This is a genomic window from Paenibacillus sp. USDA918EY, from assembly GCF_009870825.1.
Taxonomy (GTDB): Bacteria; Bacillota; Bacilli; order Paenibacillales; family Paenibacillaceae; genus Paenibacillus_AQ; species Paenibacillus_AQ albilobatus.
The window spans coordinates 436,925-457,949 of record NZ_WTWY01000003.1; the positions used below are offsets into that span (position 1 = coordinate 436,925).

Genomic DNA, 21,025 nt, shown 5'->3' on the forward strand with positions numbered 1-21,025 from the left:
GGCAAACTTGAATCAAGGAGAACGAAATCATGACATCCAAACCTCAATACGGTGGACTGGACTGGCTGAAATTTGCGGCCGCCCTATTGGTCATCGCCAATCACACCAGCCCGCTTTCGACGTACAACGGCACCGCCGATTTTTTGCTGAGCGGCATCCTGACCCGCATTGCCGTCCCGATCTTTTTTATGACGGCCGGATTTTTCTTCTTCCGCAAGCTGACCGGCGATCCCCTCCGCGATAACAAAGTCCTATCCGGTTATTTGCGAAAAGTCGGGGCCTTATACGGCGCCGCCATCCTGCTGTACATTCCGCTGAATCTTTACACGGGATATTTTTCCGACGGCTTTACGGTCGGCTCCTTGCTGAAAGACCTGGTGTTTAACGGCACGTTTTATCATTTATGGTATTTGCCCGCACTGATGATCGGCATCACCTTGACCGCTTTCCTTTATCGCAAAACGCCGACCTGGATGCTTCCCGTCTCCATCACGCTGTATGTGATCGGGCTGCTCGGAGACAGCTATTACGGCTTCATCAAAGGCGTACCATGGCTAAGCGCATCGTATGGGGCGATGTTTCACCTGTTCGACTATACGCGCAACGGCTTGTTTTTTGCTCCCGTTTATCTCGCGCTGGGCGCCGCGGCGGCTAAAGGACAAGGGCGGGGGACAAGCCCTGTGCTCCATGCAAGCTTGTTTGCGGTGTCGCTTGGAGCGATGTTCGCGGAAGGGCTGCTTTTGCGTTCGGCGGGAATTCCGCGCCATGACAGCATGTACGTATTTGCGCTCCCTGCCGCTTATTGCTTGTTCCGGTGGGCATTGTCATGGAAAGGAACCTCGAATAAACGTTACCGGGAATGGCGGACATGGCTGTACATTTTGCATCCGTTGGCCATCGTGCTGGTGCGCGGCGCCGCCAAAGCGGTTCATTGGGAGGCGTGGCTGGTCCGGAACAGCCTCCTCCATTTTGCCGCGGTCTGCATCGTTTCGATTGCCATGTCGGCAGGAAGCGTCTACCTGTGGAAAACGGTGTTCAGAGGACGGGACCGCCGCTTGACCGGAAGGAGCCCTGCAAGCAGGTCGCAAATAAGCTGAGCGTCGTTCCAAGCGCGCTCCTTCGTTCCAAACATTTTGATATCGGCTAAAAAAGCAAGCGGCAAGTGATTGATCAATAACCACGAAGCCTTCGTTTATGATTTTCGGTTCATCCAGGCACGCATCGTTTCGGAGATCCCCTGCTCAAAACCGGTTGCCGGGATCGGGCCGATCCGTCTTCTGTATTTTTCGCCGCTAAGCTTCAAAGGCTCCTCCGTCAAATACAGCATTTCAACAATTTCCTTCATCACCGGTTGGAACAGCCCAAGAAGGGATAGACCTGCCCGGCCAAGCGGAATGACGGGCTTCGCGACGCCGCTTGCTTTTTGCGCAAAACGAACGATTTCCTTGCCCGATATGATCCCTGCGCCCGGGATGTTCCAATTTTCCCCGTAAGCATCGTCCCGGCCCGCAAGTTCAACGATCATCTTGGCCGCGTCAGGCAAATACACATACTCCCGCGGAACCCGCATGTTGCCGATGAAAAAGGCGGTTTTGCCCGCCGCGATCGCGGCAAGCGTCGATCCCAGATAGGAGGCATCATTGGCCGTGGGACCGTAATAATCCGGCAGCCGGACGATCATTTTCCGCACGCTGTCCCAGCGCTCCTCGAATAACATCCGTTCGAAAGCAAGCCTCGTTTTCCCCTTCCTGGTATGCGGCTGCTTCGGATGCTCTTCGGTCACTTCCTTCATCTGCCTTCTTCCGTATGGATAAATGCCGTCAACGGCGACCACCTTCAGGTTGAGCCCCTTGGCCGCTTCCATCACCGATTCTCCCAGCGGAACCAGCTTTTGGGCCATCTCGTTGTAGGGGACGTTCGCGCAATGGAACAACACCTCCGCTCCGCCGGCCGCCGCCGCAATGTCTCCGGGCCGGAAAGCATCGCCGGTGGACAGCCGCAAATGCTTCGGGTTTCCAAGCTGCCGGGCCAGCTGCTCCAGTTTCGCCCGGGATCTCCCGAATGCGACGGTTTCCACTCCTCGATGGACAAGTTCTGCCGTGATGGCCGCGCCCGTGCCTCCGGTTGCCCCTAAAACGATCGTCTTTTTCATAAATAAGTCATCTCCATTACGTTTTTAGTTAGTGATTGGTCAATCACTGCTTGCGATCATCATATTACGAAGTTAGTGATTAGTCAATAACCAATTTTGAAACTGGCGGTTTCTCGATCCCGCCTATTGTTCCATCAATTCCGGCATACCAAGCGCCATGGAAATGTTGCATAACATCCCTCTGGCCAAAAATAGGAGCGTGCGCTCCTCCGGATGCGGAATTCCGGCGTTGCGGAAGGCTTCCAAAACGATAAGCCGAACCGTCCGGAACCCTTTCCGCATCTCTTCCCGAACGACTTCCGAGGAAATGGTTTGAGCCTGCATTTGAAGCAGCATTTCATTCGCGCGGTCGGCCAGAATGTTCTCGTAAGCTTCGATCAGCGCGGGCTCCAGCTCCGACGGCGGCACGGATTCCACAACGCGCTTAAACGATTGGACGATCCTCCCCCAGGAAGCCTCCAGAGCCGCAACCAACAATGCTTCTTTGGTCGGGAAAAATTTAAAAATGTAAGGCTGCGAAATGCTTGCTCTTTCCGCCACCTGCGCCGTCGTAGCGCGATAATATCCGATCTCCGCGAAAGTTGCGATCGCCGCCGAAATGATTTCTTCCTTCCGATTGACCGATGGCGCTTCATTTTTGGACATCATGTTTCCGCCTTTCCAAGTCTGAGTGATGAATCAATTAACGTCCATTATACTGAAACCTTCCCGGCATCGCAATTCGCGAATTCGCGCTGCCGGAGCAGGGCTGGGATCCCGCCCCGGAAAGGAAGCAGCTTGGATTTCGTCCGTCAACGCGAACGGGCAAGACGGAAACCAAGGTCGTCGATGGAAAACGTCGGATGGCTCCGACGACGGCACGTAGCGCCGCAGCCTCTGGCTTCTTCCGCCCAGCTGCCTCCACTTAGATTGACATTGACACAGTGTCATACTTTAGAATCGGCTTCGAATCCAAATTTGAGGAGGCCATTCGAGTGAAAAATCAAGATCAACATGCATCAGAACCAACAATCATTGAGGCAGCTTCGGGAGAAGCTAGCGAGACCATGAATCCCCGCACGCCGGTGTCTGTCATCGGCCTTGGTTCGATGGGGCACGCTTTGGCCGCCAACGGTCCTTTTCTCAACGAGGATACGGGCGTTCCCACGTTATACGACCTGGCGATGCTCGCGCTGCTTTGGTCGACATCGGCAGGCTGGCTTCGCGCGTTTGCATTGATCGGTACGGCGGGTGTCGAGGCGGCGGCGTTTCAGCCCTATGCAGATTCGTGGTTTAAAAACGTCGTTGCGACGGATCGTTCCGATAAGCTGGCGGCACAAATCGACGCAGGATAGTACCCGGATACAGCCGGTTCGTCGCTCGGACTCAATGCGGCAGGCCTGGGCCTGCTTGTCCGCGCCAGCCGTGACGCCGGCGTTGACGCCGGCATGTTCGCGGCCGTCCAGGCTTTGGCGGATCGCAGAGTTGCCGACGGCCGAGGCGCCGATGGTTTCGCCAGCCTGATCGAGGCCATTAAACATCCGGCCTTTGCCGGCGAACAAACCAATCGCTGACGGTCGTGAACGGGCAAAGCCCTTGAGCGATGCAAGAGACGGGTTCCCCCCCCTTGTGATATTGGGTATGCTTTTATTTTTCACTGGGCACAGCTTGCAAAGCTTTGAACCGTTGCAAGCTGTGCCATCCAACGTAAAGCATGCTTAATTATGATCGAACATCATATGACGCCAGTCACTCCCTTATGCAGCCCGTTGCAAAGCAGGCAACAATGTTAGCAACATGATCCCGGAGTTTTTTAATATTTAAGAATCGTATACGCGCAATATATCAACAACAAAAACATCAACAGGTTAAAAGATTTCCTATGCTTCGTCAGGCATTTGTTAAAGACCGCCCCAAAAATACTCCAGCTAACCGTTCCCGCAAATCCGATCAAGCCGAGAAGAGCGGCAAGCAACCAGAGGCCGGCGGTCGAATTGTAATTTGGAATGACAAACACGGAGACTACAGACAAGCCGTATAAGATCACTTTGGGGTTAACTAACTGCATCAGCATGCCCGTAAAAAAACGCTTTTCCCCCTCCCCATTCTTTCGATCGCCTTCTTCTTTGCTCCGAATGATTTTTATCCCCAGATATACCATGTACGCTGAACCGATGATCGACATCCAGAACTCGATTTTGGGAATGAGATCTTGCAGCCAAAGACTGAAATAACAGCATAACAAAAGTATGACGTAAAAACCGGTCCCCACGCCTAAACAAAATGTTAACGCATGGCGAAAACCATGCTTCTTGGCCAAATACATGGCCATGATGTTATTCGGACCGGGCGTGAAACTGGAAATAAACGCATACAACAGCATGGAAGTGATCAGCATGTTTTCTCCCTCCTTCATCTTCCTTTTAGTCGTTATATAATACAAATTGTGCTTCATAACGACTATAATATTACAAGATGAACGTTATCTTGTAAATGGAGGGTTGTTCCCGAATCGTATGTTATACTTTTCTTAAAATAACCCTTGAGGAGCGTATTCCTATGGCAGAAGAAATTCATCTCGTCATTGCCAGAAATTTAAAGGACATCCGCGAGCGAAAAAAACTAAGCCTGGATAAAGTAGCGGAATTAACGGGAGTCAGCAAAACGATGATCGGGCAAATCGAAAGGGGAGAATCAAGCCCTACCATTACGACCATTTGGAAAATAGCGACGGGTTTGAAGGTATCTTTTACGTCATTAATCCACGAGCCGCAGCCGGATACAAAAATCGTGCTTCGGGATGAAATCAACGTTTTGTCGGAAGACAACGGAAACTATAGAGTTTACCCCTGCTTTCCTTATCACGAGGAGCAGCGGTTCGAGCTGTACTTTATCGAGATCGAAAAGGACGGATATCATCACGCCGATCCGCATATTGAAGGTACGGAAGAGTACGTCACCGTTTTTGACGGGGAAATGACCATCGAAGTCAATCAATCGAAGTTTACGATCAGGCGCGGCGATTCGATCCGATTCAAAGCGGACCGATCCCATTCCTACCGTAATTCGGGGGATACCTTGGTGCGGGCAAGCATGACGATATATTACCCTGAGACGCAATAGCCGATCTTTTGAAAAAGGGGTCATGATAACTTAGAGCGCTTGAGATTCGGCTTTCGGCGGCTGATTGCCGGCCGACTGCCATCTGCGCGCCAAAAAATAACGGGGCCGTCCCAAAAGATCTTAGATCTTGAGGGCGGCCCCATTTTGCTGTTAAGAGACGCTGCGGATACGAATCATTCCTCCCATCGCTCTTGCGCTCCAATTTCCTGAATTGTTTCTCGTCCACGGTAGAAATCGGTTCACAAAGGTTAGAGCTACGGGTTCATGACTGCCGCGCGTTTATTGCACCGGAATGGTCATTTCAAGATCCTTGTGGTACGTTTTGACCGGTTTCCCTTTTTCATCCTCGACGACGGACCAGTCCTTTTTGACTGTCATCGTATAAGGTTTGATGGTAATGGAGGTCGGTTTTTTGGCAAACGGGCTGTAGGTTTCATCCTCATGGTATTCGGTCTTCGGATTTTGATGGAAGTATCCGATCATTTTTTGATCCAGCGGTTTTCCGTCCTGGTCCACGATATCGTAGTACATTTTGGTGGCGCTGAATTCGCCCGACTGTTCCGGGGTAGACGGCACGCTGCCTTTGCTGTCCAAAATCAGTCGCGTCGTCACCGGCGTGATCTCGATGCTTTTCACGGTGTAGCTGAACGAACCGCTGCTCTGGGTTTGGTTTGGATGCAGCACCACGTTTCCTTTAGCGAGGTTTTTGACGGGCACTTGGAATTCGAACGGTTCCTTAAAACCGCTCACATTCATTTTTACCGTCATGTTGAACTCGTTTGGAAGTTGTTTCTCCGATAACCCGCTCGTAATTTCGTACATGGCCATATTGCGGATCAGCTTGCCGTCCTCCGTTTTGCCGACCGCGTCCGTGAACGAGCCGAAAAATCCCGTTTTCCCTTGGATCGTCACCTCCGGCATAAACATATACCCTTTTTTCTGCTGCTCCACAGGTACTTTCTTCGGCGCTTCGCCGGATACGTTTGTTGCTCCTTCCGGAAGGTAAGGAGACAGGACGGTATCGTCATCCATGCCCTGGCGTTCGATCATAAACGCAAGCCTTGTTCCGTCAAACATGACTTCCTTGATGCTCATCGTCAGCCCGTCCCGGGTCACGCTCAGATTCGGCGCGGTCGTCAGTCCCGAAACGCTGGCCTGTTTCAGACTGGGGTCAAAATTGTATTGAAACACGCTGCCGATATAAGGAACGTTTTTCAGCGCGTCCGCCATTACCGGGGACACAAAACCGCTTCCGAGCACGACGCCTCCGAGAACGGCCGCCGCCGATACGCTGATGGCCGCTTTTTTGGCCCATTTTCCTTTGCGATGAGTCGTTGTTCTGCTTCGTCTATCCATTTGTTCCATCCTCCCCATAATTCGATCCGCGTAGCTAACCTCAGGCATTTTCGTTTGTTTGACCGTCCGCCGGATCTGCATCATTTGCTCTTCCTCAGTTTGATCTAACCATGCGCTCATGGGTTAGCCCTCCTTCTTTTCTTTTTTGCTGAATGAGCTTTTTGCGTATGCGCTCGTATTTTTTGCGCAGAGTTGCAGGCTTAGAGTCCATAATCTCCGCGATTTCCTCGAAGCTGTATTGTTCCACGACCTTCAGCAGCATCAAATGCCGTTCCTCCGGCTTCAGATTCATCAGCAGTTCCTCCGCTGCGCGTTCGGCGTTCGTTTGCCGGTAATCGTCAAGCGGCTGCATCTCTTTTTGGTCATCGATAAGCTTCTTGCGGCGGCTTTTTTTTCGGAGCTGATCCAAACAATGGTAGTAGGCCACTTTATACAGCCAAGAGGAAAAGGAGACCTGCCTGTTGTATTTGGTTATCGACTGATACACTTTGATAAATATATCCTGCAGCGCATCCTCCGCTTCCTCGCGGTTTTTCAGGATGTAGTAGCAGTACGTGTACATCTGATGTTCGAATGCGCGTATGATAACGGCATAGGACTGCTTGTCTCCAGATTTGACTTTTTCCACGACGGCTTCGATATCGTCCGGCCCTCCGGCCCCGGGGCTGAACCGTTCCATGGAATCACCTCCTCTTGTCCGACTTCACCTATATAACGTTTGCCAAACCGACGAATGTGACACGAACCCGGCAAAAACGAAAAAAACCCTTCGGCAATCGATGTTTGCCTGAAGGGTTTTTTCGATTCACGTGCGGCTTTCCGGGCGAAACTCTTGATTTCGCAGGCTCCGCTTCCTGGTTCCCGCTATTTCCGGCAAAGACTACTCCTCAAGCTCCCATGCCGGATTCCAGACCACTTCCCACAGATGCCCGTCCGGATCCATAAAATGCCCGGAGTACCCTCCCCAGAAGGCTTCATGCGGCGGATCAATGATTTTGGCCCCCGCCTTGCGGGCTTGCTCCATCACTTGATCCACTTCTTCCTTGCTCGCCACATTATGGCCGATTGTCATTTCCGTCGAGCTTGGGGCAGACAGCGGAATCTTGGTTTCGTGAGCGAGATCCTTCCGGCTCCACAGAGCCAGCTTGACCCCTGACTGCAAATCGAAAAACGCGACCGCCCCATGCTCGAATTCTTTCCCAACGATCCCTTCCGTCGGCAATCCAAGCCCGTCCCGGTAAAAGGCGACCGCTTTTTCCAAGTCGTCCACGCCAAGCGTAAGCACAGAAATACGAGGTTTCATCGGATGTTTCATCCTCCTTCTTTGGTAGTAAAATCATAACCTCTTTATATCATCGCCGAATTTCATCTTTTTAGGATTGTAAAAAACGGACATCCTGCTTCAAAATCCGATGAGGCGTTAATCCGTAAAATCGTTTGAACATATGGATGAAATGGGGTTGGTCGAAATAACCGTATTTGGCGGCCAGATCGGATAAAGCGGACGAAGTCCCCTTGCGCAGCTCCTGCAAAAGGCTCTGGAATTGAACGATGTTGGCAAGCTCCTTGGGGGAAATCCCCAGCTCCTTCTGGAATCTTCTCCTTACGCTTCGTTCGCTGTAACAGAGCTTTTCCGCCAGCGTACGGACGGATAGCATCCCCCGGCCGGCATACAGATGCTGCAGACCCGACCGGATGAGCGGATCAACCGGGTATTCGTGGTGCCGCAACTTCTCCAAAAGCATGGATTCCACCAACCCGATGATCGCCTGTACGCTGCCCGCTTCTTGCACTTGCTCCACGGCCAAGCTTGCTTCGGCCCCCCATACGTCTTCCAGAAATACAGTGCGGCCGGTCAACTCCGAAATCGAATGTCCGATCCAGCGGCGGGCCTGCTCGACAAAAAAGCGGATGCCGAAAGAGGCGCGGCTCTCGGTTAAATAGATCGTTTCATACGAAGTCATGAACCCGGCGACCATGGCTCCTTTGGAAAAGGACGGGGCTTTCAGGTCAAAAATGATGTCCACGCACCCGTCCGGTATAATGCGGTGCAGCCTGCGGCCATAAGACGCATCGAATTCTACGGTCCAATAGCAGGCCACGTAAGGCTCCAGCGCCTTGCACGGCAAAAATTCGCGATACCGGTAAGAGGAGTCCTGCACAGGCTCCAGAATCGGCGGCTGCAGTGGCAGATAGATCCTCATGGCGGCCTCCTCCCATCCTGTTTAAGCTCATTCTACTATACTTCCGCCGTCACGCCAAAAGAAAAACCCGTGAAAGTGAGCAATCGATAAGAAACGCCGTAAACCGTCCGGTCGTATAATAAAGCTTGTACCATTCAAAAATACCGAAAGGATGGATGTACATTGGGGACGCTCAGACCCTTTCTTCAATCGGAGGATGCCAGAAGCCAAGCCGCTTTTTACGCCGAATCGCTCGGCGGCGAAATTCTATCGGTTATTACGTACGGACAAGCCGCGGGAGCGGAAGGCGAGCTTAAAGACAAAGTGATGCATTTATGCTTGACGGTGGCCGAAGGGAACTCCATTTTTATGGCGGATGCCGTAGAACCTTTCACGCAAGGCTCGGGCATCCTATTGGATGTATCGTACAAAACGAAATCCGAAGCCGAGAGCGCATTTGCCAAACTGTCGTCCGCCCCCGGCGGGCAAATAAAGCAGCCTTTTGCGCGGCAGCCGTACGGCCTGTATTACGGTGAACTCGTCGACCCGTACGGCGTGATCTGGATGATCACTTCCGATGATGCTTCGTAAGAATGCTTTCAAGCAGGGTATACGTTTCTTTCGAAAAGCGTAATATTAGCATGTTGAACAAAAAAAGACCTCCTTTTCCGTTTTTTCGGAACCGGCGGTCTATTTATTTTGACCCGGTTATGGGCATTTCTTTTCAAGAAAAAATCGCTGCCTCGCCATAAACCGCTGCATCAACAGCGGCAGCGATATTAAAATCGGGGGATCGCCCATGCTTGGCGGATACAACGCAACCTCCTTATCGATCCGCTGATGATGGGACGATACGACAATCGGCTCGTGAAACCGGGTGCGCAGCGTACGATGCGGCAGCAAAATGTCCGTGGACCGCATGTCGGACGATACCGACGTTGCCATCAAATAATACGTTCCCGGCTTGACGTTCGAAAACCGAAAGGGCCCCGGCGACGTCAACAACGTGCCGTAAGCGGGAATTGCATCCGGAATGGGCCTCAGAAATAAACCGATAAAAATGACGCCGTGAATCGGGGATTCGGCATTAACGCGGCCGGAAATGATTGCGCCATTCGGCCCGATTTCAGTGGAAAATGGCTCGCGGCTTTCCGACAGAACCGACTGTAAACCCGTTTCGGCAAGGATGTGTTGATCGCGGAAATGGGCCGGAGTCACGCCGACCTTGTCGGCAAAACGCGTGGTAAACGTCCCGATGCTTTGCTGCCCGATTTCCAGGGCGACGTCGCGCACGGTCAAATTCGTCTGGAGCAGCAATTCCTTGGCTTTCTGCAGCCTGGCAGACGAAATATAATATTGCGGCGTCAGGCCGGTTTGCGCTTTGAACAAGCGGATGAAATGATAAGGGCTGTACCCGACATGCCGGGCGATTTGCTTGAGCGAAAGGGGATCGCAAAGATGCGCATGGATAAACAAAATAGCTTCGTCGATTTCCGGTTTTGGCTGAATCATCAGAGCCTCCCGAGCCCGAACATAGGTTCTTTTTCTGCCATTTTACCATACATACCCATCTTATTTCCAATGCTTCCAGAAGAGAAGATCCATCCCATGTTTTGTTACGGGTTAGCGCACCCCGCTTTTTGTTCCAATTCTTTCTTCTGCCGCAGGTGATGACGCAAATGCATGTCATTCAGTTCAAACCACTCCCGTGCGTTCAGCCAGCCAAAACCGTCGTGTTTTACTTTGCGGCGAGGGTTGATCGAATCGATCCGGCCTTCCCATGCCTTCATTTTTTGCAGCACTTGATCCAGTCCGCGCAAAAGATCTTCCTTGCTTTCGGAATTGCTCGGGTTGTTTTCGGGGCCGTCCGGCAATCTGATTTTAACGGGCGGGAATCCGCCGAGTTCGAACAGCCGCTCGCCCGCTTCGGTTTTTCCGAGCCATTGTTCTTCGCCTTCGGCCGCGCAAAGCTCCACTTTGTCAAAATAATCGAGGGAAGCCAGGATCAAATGGTCCAGCATTTGCCCGAGAGACCAAACCTCCGGCGCGGATTGATGCCTGAGCTGGATTAACGAATACCTCTCCAAACCTGTTTTGTACGTTTCGATCAGCATGGCGCCGTTCATGGGAACACGCTCCTTTTCCGAACTGTTCGTTTCATCCTCGCAGCCAAATAACGCCTTCGTAATTCCCTTTTTATCTTATCACGCAGCCGATCCTATAAATGCTTAAGATTTGCGGTATACGTTAAACTTCCAAATAAAAAAAGCGCCGAAAACATGCTTCGGCGCTTTGGGCATCGGATGATTGCAAGGATCGGCTGCCCGTCTTTGGCGCAGGCATCCCCATGTATGTGTCGATCGTGCGTGTTATTGTCTTTTCGGCGCAAGCTCGACGGCTTGACGGATGGCCTCCATCATGCTTTTTTCTTCGACGATGCCTTTGCCCGCGATATCGAACGCGGTGCCGTGATCGACGCTGGTGCGGATGATCGGAAGGCCGACCGTAATATTGACTCCCGCATCGAGGCCGAGCACCTTCACCGGACCATGGCCCTGGTCATGATACATCGCCACAACGATGTCGAAATCGCCGCGCACGGTGCGGAAGAACAACGTATCCGCAGGCAGCGGGCCGACGACGTTGATGCCTTCCTCCTGCGCCTTTTTCACGCCGGGAACGACCTTCTCTTCTTCCTCGCCGTATCCGAACAGGCCGTTTTCGCCCGCGTGCGGATTGATGCCGCAGACGGCGATGCGCGGATTTTGGATGCCCGATTTGGTCAACGTGTCATGGGCCAGCCGGATGACGCGATATACCCGCTCCGGATTGATCATTTTCACCGCATCGATCAAACCGACATGCGTCGTGACATGGATGACCTTCAGGTTAGGCGCGGACAGCATCATCGAAAATTCGCTCGTGTTCGTCAGATCGGCCAAAATTTCGGTATGCCCCGGATATTGATGGCCGCCTTTATGCAGCGCTTCTTTGTTCAGCGGAGCGGTGCAAATCGCGTCGATTTGCTGCTTTTTGGCCAAATCGATCGCTTTGGCCAAATATTCGAACGCCGCATGGCCGGCTTCGGCGGACACTTGTCCGAGCGGCAAATCGGCCTTCAGCAGGTTTAGATCGAGGCAGTACACCGTTCCGAATTCATACGCAAGCTGATCCAGCTGATCCTCCGTCACCGTCCGGATCTGCAGGGTGCTGTTCACGTAAGATTTCGCGCGTTCCAAAATTTTGCTGTCGCCGATGACGAGCGGATCGCACAAATCGTAAATCTCGCGGTTTTTCAAGCTTTTCAAAATGATTTCCGGTCCAACCCCGGCTCCGTCTCCCATCGTAATGCCAATCACAGGTTTCTTTTGATTCATGTTACTCATCCTCTCCACTCATATATTTCAGCGCGTTGACCAAAGAATGCCGGTGCCCGAAGCCGCCGGCCTTGGTTACGGTCCAATACATGCCCGTATCCGCCGTATCTTTTAATATACCCAGCGGGAGACCGGTCTCGACCTCGGTATAAAGCTGCATCCGGTTCATGTTCAACCGGCTGCACACGGCTTTCGCCGTGTCGCCTCCGGTCAGGACCAACCCCCGGATATCGGGGAAGGCGCGAACGGTTTCGCGGGCGATGTTCCCGAGTTCACGGGAAATCGATTCGCTGATCTCCGTCTTGCTTAATGAGAGCTCCTCTCCCAGCCGGGTCGTGGCCTCCCTATTTTTCTCCGAGGAGTCCACGAATAATACGAAATGCTTTTTGTCCGGCGCTTCCGCCAACGTATCGATAATATCCTTCGCAACGTAGGTTTGGCGGACAAGGTCCGTCGGATCGACTTCCACGAAACGCGTATCTTCCATCCGCCGCACCTGCTCCAGCTGCTCTTTGGTCACGCGGGACAAACTTGCCGATACGGTCAGCGTGCGGCTTACGTTCGGGCGCCGATCCGTGCGTTCCGTTTTTTGCAGCTGCAGCGCCTCGGGCAAAAATTCGATCAATCCGGCCGATCCGGCCCAGACCGTATGTTTCTTCGCCTTGGCGAATGCGTCCGCGATGATTTTCAGGTCATGGTCGGTTTTGGCGTCGCATACGAACCAAGTCTGCCCTTGCTCCGCATGCCGGACGATCATATCCGTCAGCCGCTCCAACGGACCTGTCAGCAGTTCCTCTCCGATAAGGCAAATCCGTTCCGCATCCGCGTAACGGCCCAGCAAATTCGGAATATAGCTGTCTTTTACCGGCGTTTTCGGGTCTCTGCCAAACTCCGTTTCGGAGACCGGCCGCCCGTTTACGTATTGGGTACCTTCAATTGTTTGGCGCTTCATCTTCGGATAGGCCGGGGCAATGACGACGACTTCCGGCCGGTGGACCGAAACGACGGCCGCCAGCTCGGCGGCCACGTTTCCCCGCAGCGTCGAGTCCATCTTTTTGTAGGCATGGACATACCCGCGCTCCCGAAGAACTTCGCTTGCTTTTGCCACCCGCTCAAAGGCTTCCCGTTCGCCGGCCGCGCGGCTGTCCGTATCGATGATCGCCACGTCGCCAGCCTGCCCCGTCCAGGAATCCTCTTTCAAATCGAGATAGACGGTAGAGGCGATCCCGATTTTCGACAGCTGCACGCCGGCATCGTTTGCTCCCGTCAAATCGTCTGCAATGATGTAAAATGGCTGCATATCCTAAACGACTCCTTAAACTTGTGCTTTTCGGCGCTGCGCCCGTTTGGCGAACCACGTCGTCAGTAGCGGCGTCAAAATGGCCGTTACGATGACGGCGGCGGTCACTTGAAGCGTTGCCGTTGCCGCGATGCCGCTGTATCCGGTATATACGGCCGCTACCGCCATCGGCACGGCGGCCGCGTTGCCTGCCGTCGACGATGCCGCAATCCCCGCGACGCCGTCCCCGCCCGTCAGTCGGTCGATCAGGAACAGCATGCCGCCCGTGATCACGACGACGCCGAGGCCCAAAATAATGCCGGATGCGCCCGCTTTCACGACGTTGGCGAGGTTGATGCTTGCGCCGATCGCCAGCGAGAACAAAGGAATCATGACGTCTTGGCCTTTGCTTAAAAACTCGCGCATTTTTTCGTCCAGATTACCCAAGATCATGCCGATAAGCAGCGGCAAAATCGCAAAAACGAAAGCCATGATCGGAAAGCTGGCCAAACCTGCGACGCCGAGAATCAGCATCGTGAAGAACGGGCCGGATTCCAGCGACATGATGGAGTACGCGGCGACGTCTTCGGCTTTTTTGCCGAGCTGGCCCATCAGCGCCATGTACAACCCGCCGTTCGTGTCGGAAAAAGCGGCGATGATGGCCAAGGCGGACAAACCGAGGAACAGGTTGTTTTGGTCCGGGAAGATGGCTTTAATCAGCAGCGCGATAATAAACGTGGTGCCGATTTTGCCGATCCACAGGCTGACGCCTTTTTTCAAAATGTAACCGGTTGCCTGAAAGCGGATGGTCGACCCCAAACAGATATAAAAAGCTGCGAGCAGTGCGGAGGTTCCGGTCAGGAGCCCGCCCGTAAAGGAGCTTTTAAATTCAGGCAAGTCGAAGATTCCGGGAAAAAACGTACGGATGATGGCACCGATCAACAGCGGAATCAGCATCATCCCGCCGGGAATCTTGTCAATGGCTGCCTTGATTTTCATAACTGTCTCATCTCCTATGTTTTATTTTGCAACAATTTCTTTAAATGATTGCGTTTTCGTTCATTATATTAATCGCTTACAAAATAAAATGCAACAGTTTTCGACATGTTAATTTGTAACATATCAAAAACGTTGCATTTTTAAACAATCAAAGAGATGTTTTTGGAATATTTTAGTTTTTCAACTTGCGCCAAAGCGTCGAGCGGTTGATTTGCAGCCGCTTGGCGGCTTTCGTCTGGTTGAAGCCCTCTTCCTCCAGAACCTTTTCGATGATTTTCTTCTCGATTTGGTCAAGCGTACCGCTCAACAGGTCGGGGGAAGCTCCCGATTCTGCTCCTTTTCGGCTAAGCAGTTGGTCAACCAGCGGTTCATCGATCACGTACCCTTTTTCAAGGATGACCGCCTCCTGCAGCAGCGCTTTCAGTTCGGAGACGTTGCCGGGCCAGCGGTAATCCGCAAGCAGCCGCAAAGCTTTTTCCGACATGCGGATCGCCGAGGTGCCGAGCGTTTGGCTGAAATGCAGCAGCAGCGCCGTGACAAGCTCCTTCAAATCCGCTTTCCGCTCGGCGAGGGCAGGGACATGCACATGGATGATTTCATCTTCGTAAATCCTATTTTCCCCGGAAACCTCTTCCTCAGTCATGCCAAAAACGAGGGTCACGCCCCGCTTCCTCAGCTCCCTGATTGTTCGCCATTCGCCCTCCTGCCAGCCGCGCTCCAGGCGGTCAAAGGCATACACGTAAATAGTACGAACCTCCGCGGCAATCTCCTCCGGGCCAAGCTCAGGCAAATCCGCCGCCCTCACCGAAGCGAAATATCCGTCTCCTTGCGTTTTTTGATCATGCAAATACCGCGCCAGCATCTTTTTCCCCGTGCCTTTTCCGCCGATAAAAACAAACTGGTCGTACTTTAAGCTGCGGCCGAGCATCGTCAAACATGCATTCATGGCTTCGCTTTGGTGAATGATGAGCGGTGCCGGCTCCGTATGGACCTGCATGGCGTCCCCTGCCTCCAGATGAAGCGGCTGCCTGTAAAATTCGCAAAGCCAGTACGCGGTTTCGCCGATGACGGTTCGCGTTCTGACGATTTTGACGGGTTGCCCGTCCGGATCGGCGGCATGGATGACCTCCCGGCCTGCGCCATTGTTATCCGGGCTTTTTTCGATCGGAACGTTGATTTCAGGTCTGGCGCCGAACGCCTTCCACTGCTCATACACGACATCCCCGCTCTCCGACAGCACCATCAGGTCCTGCGCCGCAGCCTGCAAAACGCCTTTTAACCGCTCGATCTCCCGCCTGCTTTTCGACAGCCATCTGGATACCGTCGCCGCTTCCTTAAAAGCGTCAAAGATGGACTCCCTTCCGGATTGAATCAAAATCCCGAGCAAGCCAAGCCGCGATGCCGTCTCGAACGTGACCACGTCGCCCATGATCAGCTGATAGCCGTCTTCCTTCAACTGCCGCAAAAGGGCTTCCGTTTCGCTTTCGTCCCGGATCGTAAACATATCGATCGAAATATCGAGCAGATCGACGATGGCTTTGGCTCCTCCGGTTATCGCCGGAAATCCCACGATCGCCTTTTTCCGCGGAAAATCGTTGGCGAGCGTCAGCACCCGGAGCATATCGTAGCCGGACACGCGAACGTCGATGACAGGGATATCCACCGCTTCGCCGATCAGCTTCGCCGTTCCGCCCCGGCTGATGATACAATCGAAACCTTCGGCTTCGGCCTGCTTCGCCAGCTTGACGCCTTCCTGCAAATTGCCGGTGCGAACCGTCAGCTCGAGGTCCCGCTGCTGCTTCCCGCATTCTTCTATTAAATTCTCCATCGCCGCATAAGGGGCTACGAACAGAGCTTTGATCGTCATTTTTATCCACACCTATATCCATTCAAATTAGTCGCTTTCCCCCTAGCATATCATCCGGGACGGCACAACGGAAGCAAGCCCTGCGCAGGGTCCACCGGCTCGGCGGACGCCGCAAACCTTTCATGCATGCCGCTAAGAAGGCGGCTCGAAGCCCTGAATTATATTTTGTACCTTTGACTTTGAAGATATATTAAGATGATATCATGAACACTCGGCAAGAAAGGGCTGATAAACGGTGGAACGATACCATTCGCAGCAAAAAGAAGACATGCATTTGACACAATTGGCTTCCGTCGGACAAATCGCGGCCGGCATCGCTCACGAGGTGAAAAATCCTCTGACGGCCGTCAAAGGTTTCCTTCAACTTCTGAAGGAGAAAAACGACGAAAGCTACATCGACATCGCGCAATCCGAACTGGAAAATGCCATCGAAATCCTGCAAAACTTACTACAAGTATCCAAACCCGATTTGGAGAACGAGTCCACCGAACCGATTGATTTGACCGTGGAGCTGGAATCGATCATTCAGCTGTTTCAAGATCAGTTTTATCGGGTAGAAGTATTAATGGACCTCCGGGATCCGGGGAATTTTATTTCCGGCAGACGGAATCAGTTGAAGAAGATGTTTTTCAATTTGATCAAAAACGCGTTTGAAGCGATTCCCGATCAAGGCACCATTAAAATCGGCCATCATGCGTCCGAAGACGAAATATCCGTGTACATAGAAGATACCGGCAGCGGAATCCCCCAAGAAAAGCTGGACATGTTGGGCACTCCCTTTTTTTCCACGAAAGAAAACGGCACGGGCATGGGACTCACGCTCGTATTTTCCGTCGCCTATCAGCACAACGGGGTGGTGTCTGTAAAAAGCGAGGAAGGTGTCGGGACCCGGTTTACCATCGTTTTTCCGAAGGAGACAAGCACCAAAAGTAAAAAAGAGGTGAATCGTTTGGAACTGGATACGTTCAAGGGCGTCAATCTAACCGATTTTTTCCGGCATAACCGGGACATGTTCGAACAGCGGCTGCAGATCGAAGCGGTCACCGTCAAGGATAAAATCAACGAGATTCTCGAGATCGGAAATATCAACCTTCTGGACAACGCCCATAAACTGGTGTTGTACATCGTCGAAGGCAAAGAATACGAGGTGATTTCTTTCGCTAAAGCGGAGGGCATCACCTGGGCGAAACATTCGCTGACCCTCGCCTTCAAACTGGAGTGGATTCAGGCCGTACGCCGCGTCATGTGGGATTTTCTGTACAACTATGACCGTATCAACGGCAAAACGTCAAGCAAGGAAGATTTTTACGGTTTGGAAAAGCAGATCAACGAGCTGCTGGATCTTTTTCTCAGCCACTTCTTCATGAGTTATTCCCAATTCAAGGACAATTTGATCCGGAGCCAAAGGGAGATGGTTATGGAGCTGTCGGTACCTTTCATCCCGCTTAGCCAATCGATCTCAATTCTGCCGCTGATCGGCTCGATCGATAACATCCGCTCCGATATTATGGAAGAAAAGGTTATAGATCAAATCGGCAGGGAAAACATTCAGATGCTCATCATTGATTTGTCGGGCGTCATCGGGATTGAACCGGAGGTGATCCATCGGCTGATCAACCTGATCGACGGCATTAAAATGATGGGCTGCAAAACGATCATTACGGGGCTCCGGCCGGAAACCGTCAAAATGATGATCCGAAACGGCCTGTCCTTTGAAGCCAAAGCCGTGACCAAAGGAACCCTGCAGCAAGCGCTGGCTGATTACCTTGCGAATTCGATGCGGGACATTCATTCAAACCACGAGATGCTGCCGCCTTCAGGAACTGCACTGAGCATGTAGATGATTTCGTTCGTTTGAAGCATCATGCTTCGGGATGCCGTTGCCGGAACGAAACGGGCCTTTCAACCGCGTTCATGCGGCGTCGTTATTCCCGAACGCGGGAGGATTGGGGGGACAAAAAACCCGGCTCCATGGAGTCCGGGTTTTCCTTTGCTAGAAATCGAATCTATGCCGGGGAAGCGCACGCCTTAGACAACCTCCCGGCCGTCATTGTCCGGCAGCGGCGGAAAATCGTGATGCGGTTCGGATTGGTACCAGAACGCCGTGGAGGCAATGTCGCTTTGCTGCGGCAAATAACGGTGCCCGGAACGCCAGCCGAGATCTTGGATCGTGACCTTCAAATCCCGCTCGAAGCGGATCGGATCCATGACGTGCCAGCGGTACATGCCGAAGCGCTGCTGGCTGCGGTACAAGCCGTCGGGCTTGATGAGCTGGTGCATGCCGAGAAACGCCGTCGAATACGTGGAATATTGTCCGGCCGGATGCTCCCAGTTCCAGGCACCGCCGAAATAATCCTCCGTACCCGTTCCGCAAATGGTCGGAAACTCCCGGTCTCCGTCCATATAAAACTTGATTTCCCCTTCTCCCCACCAGCCGTTATTGTTGACCTGCCAAGCCAGGTAGGTTCCGACGTAATGCCCCTTCCCTTTGACGCCGTCGAGAATGGTATGCACTTCCCGATAAGGCACCGGGTTGCTTCTTCTCCACTGCGCATGGAAATACGCCATATCCTCAGGCACTTCGGTCAAGGTGTAATTGACTTGGTAATAAAGCACCGCTTTTTCCGCCGAGGCATTTTCCATCGTGATTTTCGCGGCTTTCCGAAACGGCATCATCCAATAGCTGTTCATGCCGCCGGCGGGATTGACGGCGACGGGAAACGAGTTCACGTTCGTCCGCTCCTGCCAACCGTTGCAAAAGAAATCGCCGACCGGCACCTCGACGGAGGGCTGGTCCTCATCATCCCAGTAAAAGCGGAATATGAGGTTGCGCCAAAACGTCGGAAAGCAGGTCAGCCATATATGCTGGATCGCTCCCGGCCCCTCGATGTCCGCCATCGTCAACGTCGACCCCGGCTCGATTTCGACCGACGGCGACACTTTCCAGCCGACGCCCAAATCGCGCGCGCAAGCCGCTCCCGTCCCTTCCGCCGCCATGCCCCCTTTGCCTTTGGCACCGGTAAAATTCTCGGGACTGATCGACCTTGTCCGGGCATCCGACAATTGCGGCAAACTCCCAAGCCCCATGCCAAGTCCGTTAAATCCGTGCATTCCGCATCCTCCTTTGAGTATGTTCGCCTCATCCCAGCCTATATGCCATATAAAGTTGAACCTATGATCGGCTCGAAAGAAGACAGCCGGGCGAAATGTTCTTTCATTCCTCCCTCCTGCCTATTCCTAATCCTTTTCTTTCGTACGACTGATTTCGTCGGCCGGTTGGATGTCGAAAAAGTCGATTTCCCCGTAACCTGCGCCTTTGGAAAAACGGATGCTGTTGCTGCCCGCTAGGAGCTGGATGCGCGCCGTGGACAGCCCCCAGTTCTCCCAGCCTTTATTCGCGATGGACAAAGGGCTCGGAATGCCGGAATTGACGGCCAGCCGAAAATGGGACCATCCCCCTCCGTCCGTTCCATTGGCGGTTCGCGCCATCAATATATATTCGCCCGCTTTCGGCACGTTAACGGCAAATTCCACGTAGCTGTCCGGCGTATCGATATGCCCGGCCTTCATGCCGCCCGATCCGTTCGGACTTTGCAAAGCGTATGCCGCTCCGCCGAACGTCCCTTGTTCTGCTTCGATGCGGATACGCGGCCCTTCGCCCGAAGGCAGCGGAATCGGAACGTTGGGATCGGCCGGTACGCCCAGATTCGGCGTATGGTCGGCATGCCATGTGAATTTCTGCATCCGGATCTCCCGGTTCCAGCCGGCGCCGCTGAATTTGGCCGTATGGTACACGATCCAGTCCTCGGTTCCGTCGGGATACTGGGTAAACGAATGATGTCCCGGACCGTAAAGCCCGCCTCCCGAAGCGAAAATCGGCCGGCTGCGTTTCGTCCAAGAGGCCGGATCCAGCAAATCGCTTGACACGTTGGCCGTAATGAGCCCGAGGCAATAGTCGTTCGTCCAGCTTCCGCTCGCCGAGTACACCAGGTTGATGACGCCGCCGCGTACGGCAACCTGCGGGCCTTCGTTGACATAAGGCGTGTGGTTGGTTTCCCACGGGTAAGTCGGCCTGGCGATTTCAACGCGGTCCGAGTCGATCGTCCACGGATTGCTCATATGGGCGATATACAAGTTTTGGCTAACATTGACATCCCCCTCCCAGCCCGACCATATAAAATAGAGCTGGCCGCCTGTCTGCAGCACGGTGCCGTCAATGGACCATTTATTCGTAGGGTCGGCGATCCGACCCTTATCCTGCCAGGTTCCCTGCGTCGGGTCCGCCGACGTATTTTCCATCACGTACATGCGGTGATTGGCGTTGTCGCCGTCATCCTTGGCGTAATAGATATACCAAGCCCCGTTGATATAATGAAGCTCGGGAGCCCATATATTGCAGCAGCCCGTGTTGACGACCCTCGTTGGCGCCGCGTCGATCGTCGTCAACCGGGACGATTTCCAGATCGTGACGTTGCCGCCCGTCGTTTTCGTGAAATAGTAAAAACCGTCCGTATGTTTGTAAACCCAGGGATCCGCTCCGTCCTGCATGACGACGTTATAGAAATCATTCCGGCTGGAATCCGGCTCCGCGACCTGCCCCATGGGAACGAGCAGCAGCATGCATGACGCCAGCAGCAGCGGATTGCGCACAGCGGCCTTCATGTTCAAGCATCCTCCTCTCGGGATGTAAGCTCAAACCGCGACGTTCGC

Annotated in this window: 19 protein-coding genes and 2 pseudogenes; 5 read left to right on the forward strand and 16 right to left on the reverse strand. The window is 53.2% G+C overall.

Features of this window, described 5'->3' with window-relative positions; translation table 11 throughout:
- The first annotated feature begins 29 nt into the window (after positions 1-29).
- Positions 30-1,097, forward strand: coding sequence for an acyltransferase family protein (locus tag GQY55_RS09680; protein ID WP_160040661.1), 1,068 nt, complete (start codon positions 30-32; stop codon positions 1,095-1,097).
- Between the two features lie 95 nt (positions 1,098-1,192).
- On the opposite strand, the gene GQY55_RS09685 is transcribed toward GQY55_RS09680, so the two are convergent.
- The 3 genes and pseudogenes from GQY55_RS09685 to GQY55_RS09695 form a co-directional block, all read right to left on the reverse strand.
- Entirely contained in the window at positions 1,193-2,152 is a 960-nt protein-coding gene (locus GQY55_RS09685; protein WP_160040663.1) for an NAD-dependent epimerase/dehydratase family protein, read from the reverse strand.
- Between the two features lie 123 nt (positions 2,153-2,275).
- Complete coding sequence (locus tag GQY55_RS09690; RefSeq protein WP_160040665.1) at positions 2,276-2,797, reverse strand: TetR/AcrR family transcriptional regulator; 522 nt, start codon at positions 2,795-2,797, stop codon at positions 2,276-2,278.
- Between the two features lie 146 nt (positions 2,798-2,943).
- Positions 2,944-3,054 (reverse strand): annotated as a pseudogene (locus tag GQY55_RS09695) (formylglycine-generating enzyme family protein); the annotation flags it as partial.
- Between the two features lie 186 nt (positions 3,055-3,240).
- On the opposite strand from GQY55_RS09695, the pseudogene GQY55_RS31915 reads away from it, so the two are divergent.
- Positions 3,241-3,705, forward strand: a pseudogene (locus GQY55_RS31915) (hypothetical protein).
- A 239-nt stretch (positions 3,706-3,944) separates the two neighbouring features.
- Here GQY55_RS31915 and GQY55_RS09705 read toward each other — a convergent pair.
- Positions 3,945-4,529, reverse strand: a complete 585-nt coding sequence (locus GQY55_RS09705; RefSeq protein WP_160040669.1) for a LysE family transporter — start codon at positions 4,527-4,529, stop codon at positions 3,945-3,947.
- 161 nt (positions 4,530-4,690) lie between these two features.
- Here GQY55_RS09705 and GQY55_RS09710 point away from each other — a divergent pair, with 161 nt between their 5' ends.
- On the forward strand, positions 4,691-5,254 hold the full coding sequence (locus tag GQY55_RS09710) for a helix-turn-helix domain-containing protein (RefSeq protein WP_160040671.1): 564 nt from the start codon (positions 4,691-4,693) through the stop codon (positions 5,252-5,254).
- Positions 5,255-5,533: 279 nt separating this feature from the next.
- Here the strand turns inward: GQY55_RS09710 and GQY55_RS09715 are convergent, their stop codons facing one another.
- The 4 genes from GQY55_RS09715 to GQY55_RS09730 form a co-directional block, all read right to left on the reverse strand.
- Positions 5,534-6,730 carry a DUF4179 domain-containing protein gene (locus tag GQY55_RS09715; protein WP_160040674.1) on the reverse strand — a complete coding sequence of 399 codons (1,197 nt, stop codon included), beginning with the start codon at positions 6,728-6,730 and terminating at the stop codon, positions 5,534-5,536.
- Positions 6,705-7,289 carry an RNA polymerase sigma factor gene (locus GQY55_RS09720; protein ID WP_160040677.1) on the reverse strand — a complete coding sequence of 195 codons (585 nt, stop codon included), beginning with the start codon at positions 7,287-7,289 and terminating at the stop codon, positions 6,705-6,707. Before GQY55_RS09720 ends, GQY55_RS09715 begins: the two co-directional genes overlap by 26 nt.
- 201 nt (positions 7,290-7,490) lie before the next feature.
- Positions 7,491-7,913 (reverse strand): VOC family protein, encoded by a 423-nt coding sequence (locus GQY55_RS09725; RefSeq protein WP_160040680.1) that lies wholly within the window; start codon positions 7,911-7,913, stop codon positions 7,491-7,493.
- A 70-nt stretch (positions 7,914-7,983) separates the two neighbouring features.
- Positions 7,984-8,814 (reverse strand): AraC family transcriptional regulator, encoded by an 831-nt coding sequence (locus tag GQY55_RS09730; RefSeq protein ID WP_160040683.1) that lies wholly within the window; start codon positions 8,812-8,814, stop codon positions 7,984-7,986.
- A gap of 162 nt (positions 8,815-8,976) precedes the next feature.
- Between GQY55_RS09730 and GQY55_RS09735 the strand changes: the two genes are divergently transcribed.
- A complete protein-coding gene (locus tag GQY55_RS09735; RefSeq protein WP_160040686.1) occupies positions 8,977-9,384 on the forward strand; it encodes a VOC family protein in 408 nt (135 codons plus the stop codon).
- Positions 9,385-9,501: 117 nt separating this feature from the next.
- On the opposite strand, the gene GQY55_RS09740 is transcribed toward GQY55_RS09735, so the two are convergent.
- The 6 genes from GQY55_RS09740 to GQY55_RS09765 all read right to left on the reverse strand — a co-directional run bounded on the left by GQY55_RS09740 (position 9,502) and on the right by GQY55_RS09765 (position 16,315).
- Positions 9,502-10,305 carry an AraC family transcriptional regulator gene (locus GQY55_RS09740; protein ID WP_160040689.1) on the reverse strand — a complete coding sequence of 268 codons (804 nt, stop codon included), beginning with the start codon at positions 10,303-10,305 and terminating at the stop codon, positions 9,502-9,504.
- Between the two features lie 104 nt (positions 10,306-10,409).
- A complete protein-coding gene (locus GQY55_RS09745) occupies positions 10,410-10,919 on the reverse strand; it encodes a DinB family protein (RefSeq protein ID WP_160040692.1) in 510 nt (169 codons plus the stop codon).
- A 243-nt stretch (positions 10,920-11,162) separates the two neighbouring features.
- Positions 11,163-12,170: a 4-hydroxythreonine-4-phosphate dehydrogenase PdxA gene (gene pdxA, locus GQY55_RS09750; RefSeq protein WP_160040694.1), complete on the reverse strand. Its 1,008-nt coding sequence runs from the start codon at positions 12,168-12,170 to the stop codon at positions 11,163-11,165.
- Position 12,171: 1 nt separating this feature from the next.
- Positions 12,172-13,470, reverse strand: a complete 1,299-nt coding sequence (locus GQY55_RS09755; protein ID WP_160040696.1) for a four-carbon acid sugar kinase family protein — start codon at positions 13,468-13,470, stop codon at positions 12,172-12,174.
- 15 nt (positions 13,471-13,485) lie between these two features.
- Positions 13,486-14,448, reverse strand: a complete 963-nt coding sequence (locus GQY55_RS09760) for a 2-keto-3-deoxygluconate permease (RefSeq protein ID WP_160040698.1) — start codon at positions 14,446-14,448, stop codon at positions 13,486-13,488.
- Between the two features lie 172 nt (positions 14,449-14,620).
- Positions 14,621-16,315, reverse strand: a complete 1,695-nt coding sequence (locus GQY55_RS09765) for a sigma-54-dependent transcriptional regulator (RefSeq protein WP_160040700.1) — start codon at positions 16,313-16,315, stop codon at positions 14,621-14,623.
- Between the two features lie 268 nt (positions 16,316-16,583).
- Here GQY55_RS09765 and GQY55_RS09770 point away from each other — a divergent pair, with 268 nt between their 5' ends.
- Positions 16,584-18,155 carry an ATP-binding protein gene (locus GQY55_RS09770; protein ID WP_160040800.1) on the forward strand — a complete coding sequence of 524 codons (1,572 nt, stop codon included), beginning with the start codon at positions 16,584-16,586 and terminating at the stop codon, positions 18,153-18,155.
- A 188-nt stretch (positions 18,156-18,343) separates the two neighbouring features.
- Here the strand turns inward: GQY55_RS09770 and GQY55_RS09775 are convergent, their stop codons facing one another.
- A complete protein-coding gene (locus GQY55_RS09775) occupies positions 18,344-19,426 on the reverse strand; it encodes a glycoside hydrolase family 172 protein (protein WP_160040702.1) in 1,083 nt (360 codons plus the stop codon).
- Between the two features lie 126 nt (positions 19,427-19,552).
- Positions 19,553-20,977: a family 43 glycosylhydrolase gene (locus GQY55_RS09780; RefSeq protein ID WP_160040704.1), complete on the reverse strand. Its 1,425-nt coding sequence runs from the start codon at positions 20,975-20,977 to the stop codon at positions 19,553-19,555.
- Between the last annotated feature and the right edge of the window lie 48 nt (positions 20,978-21,025).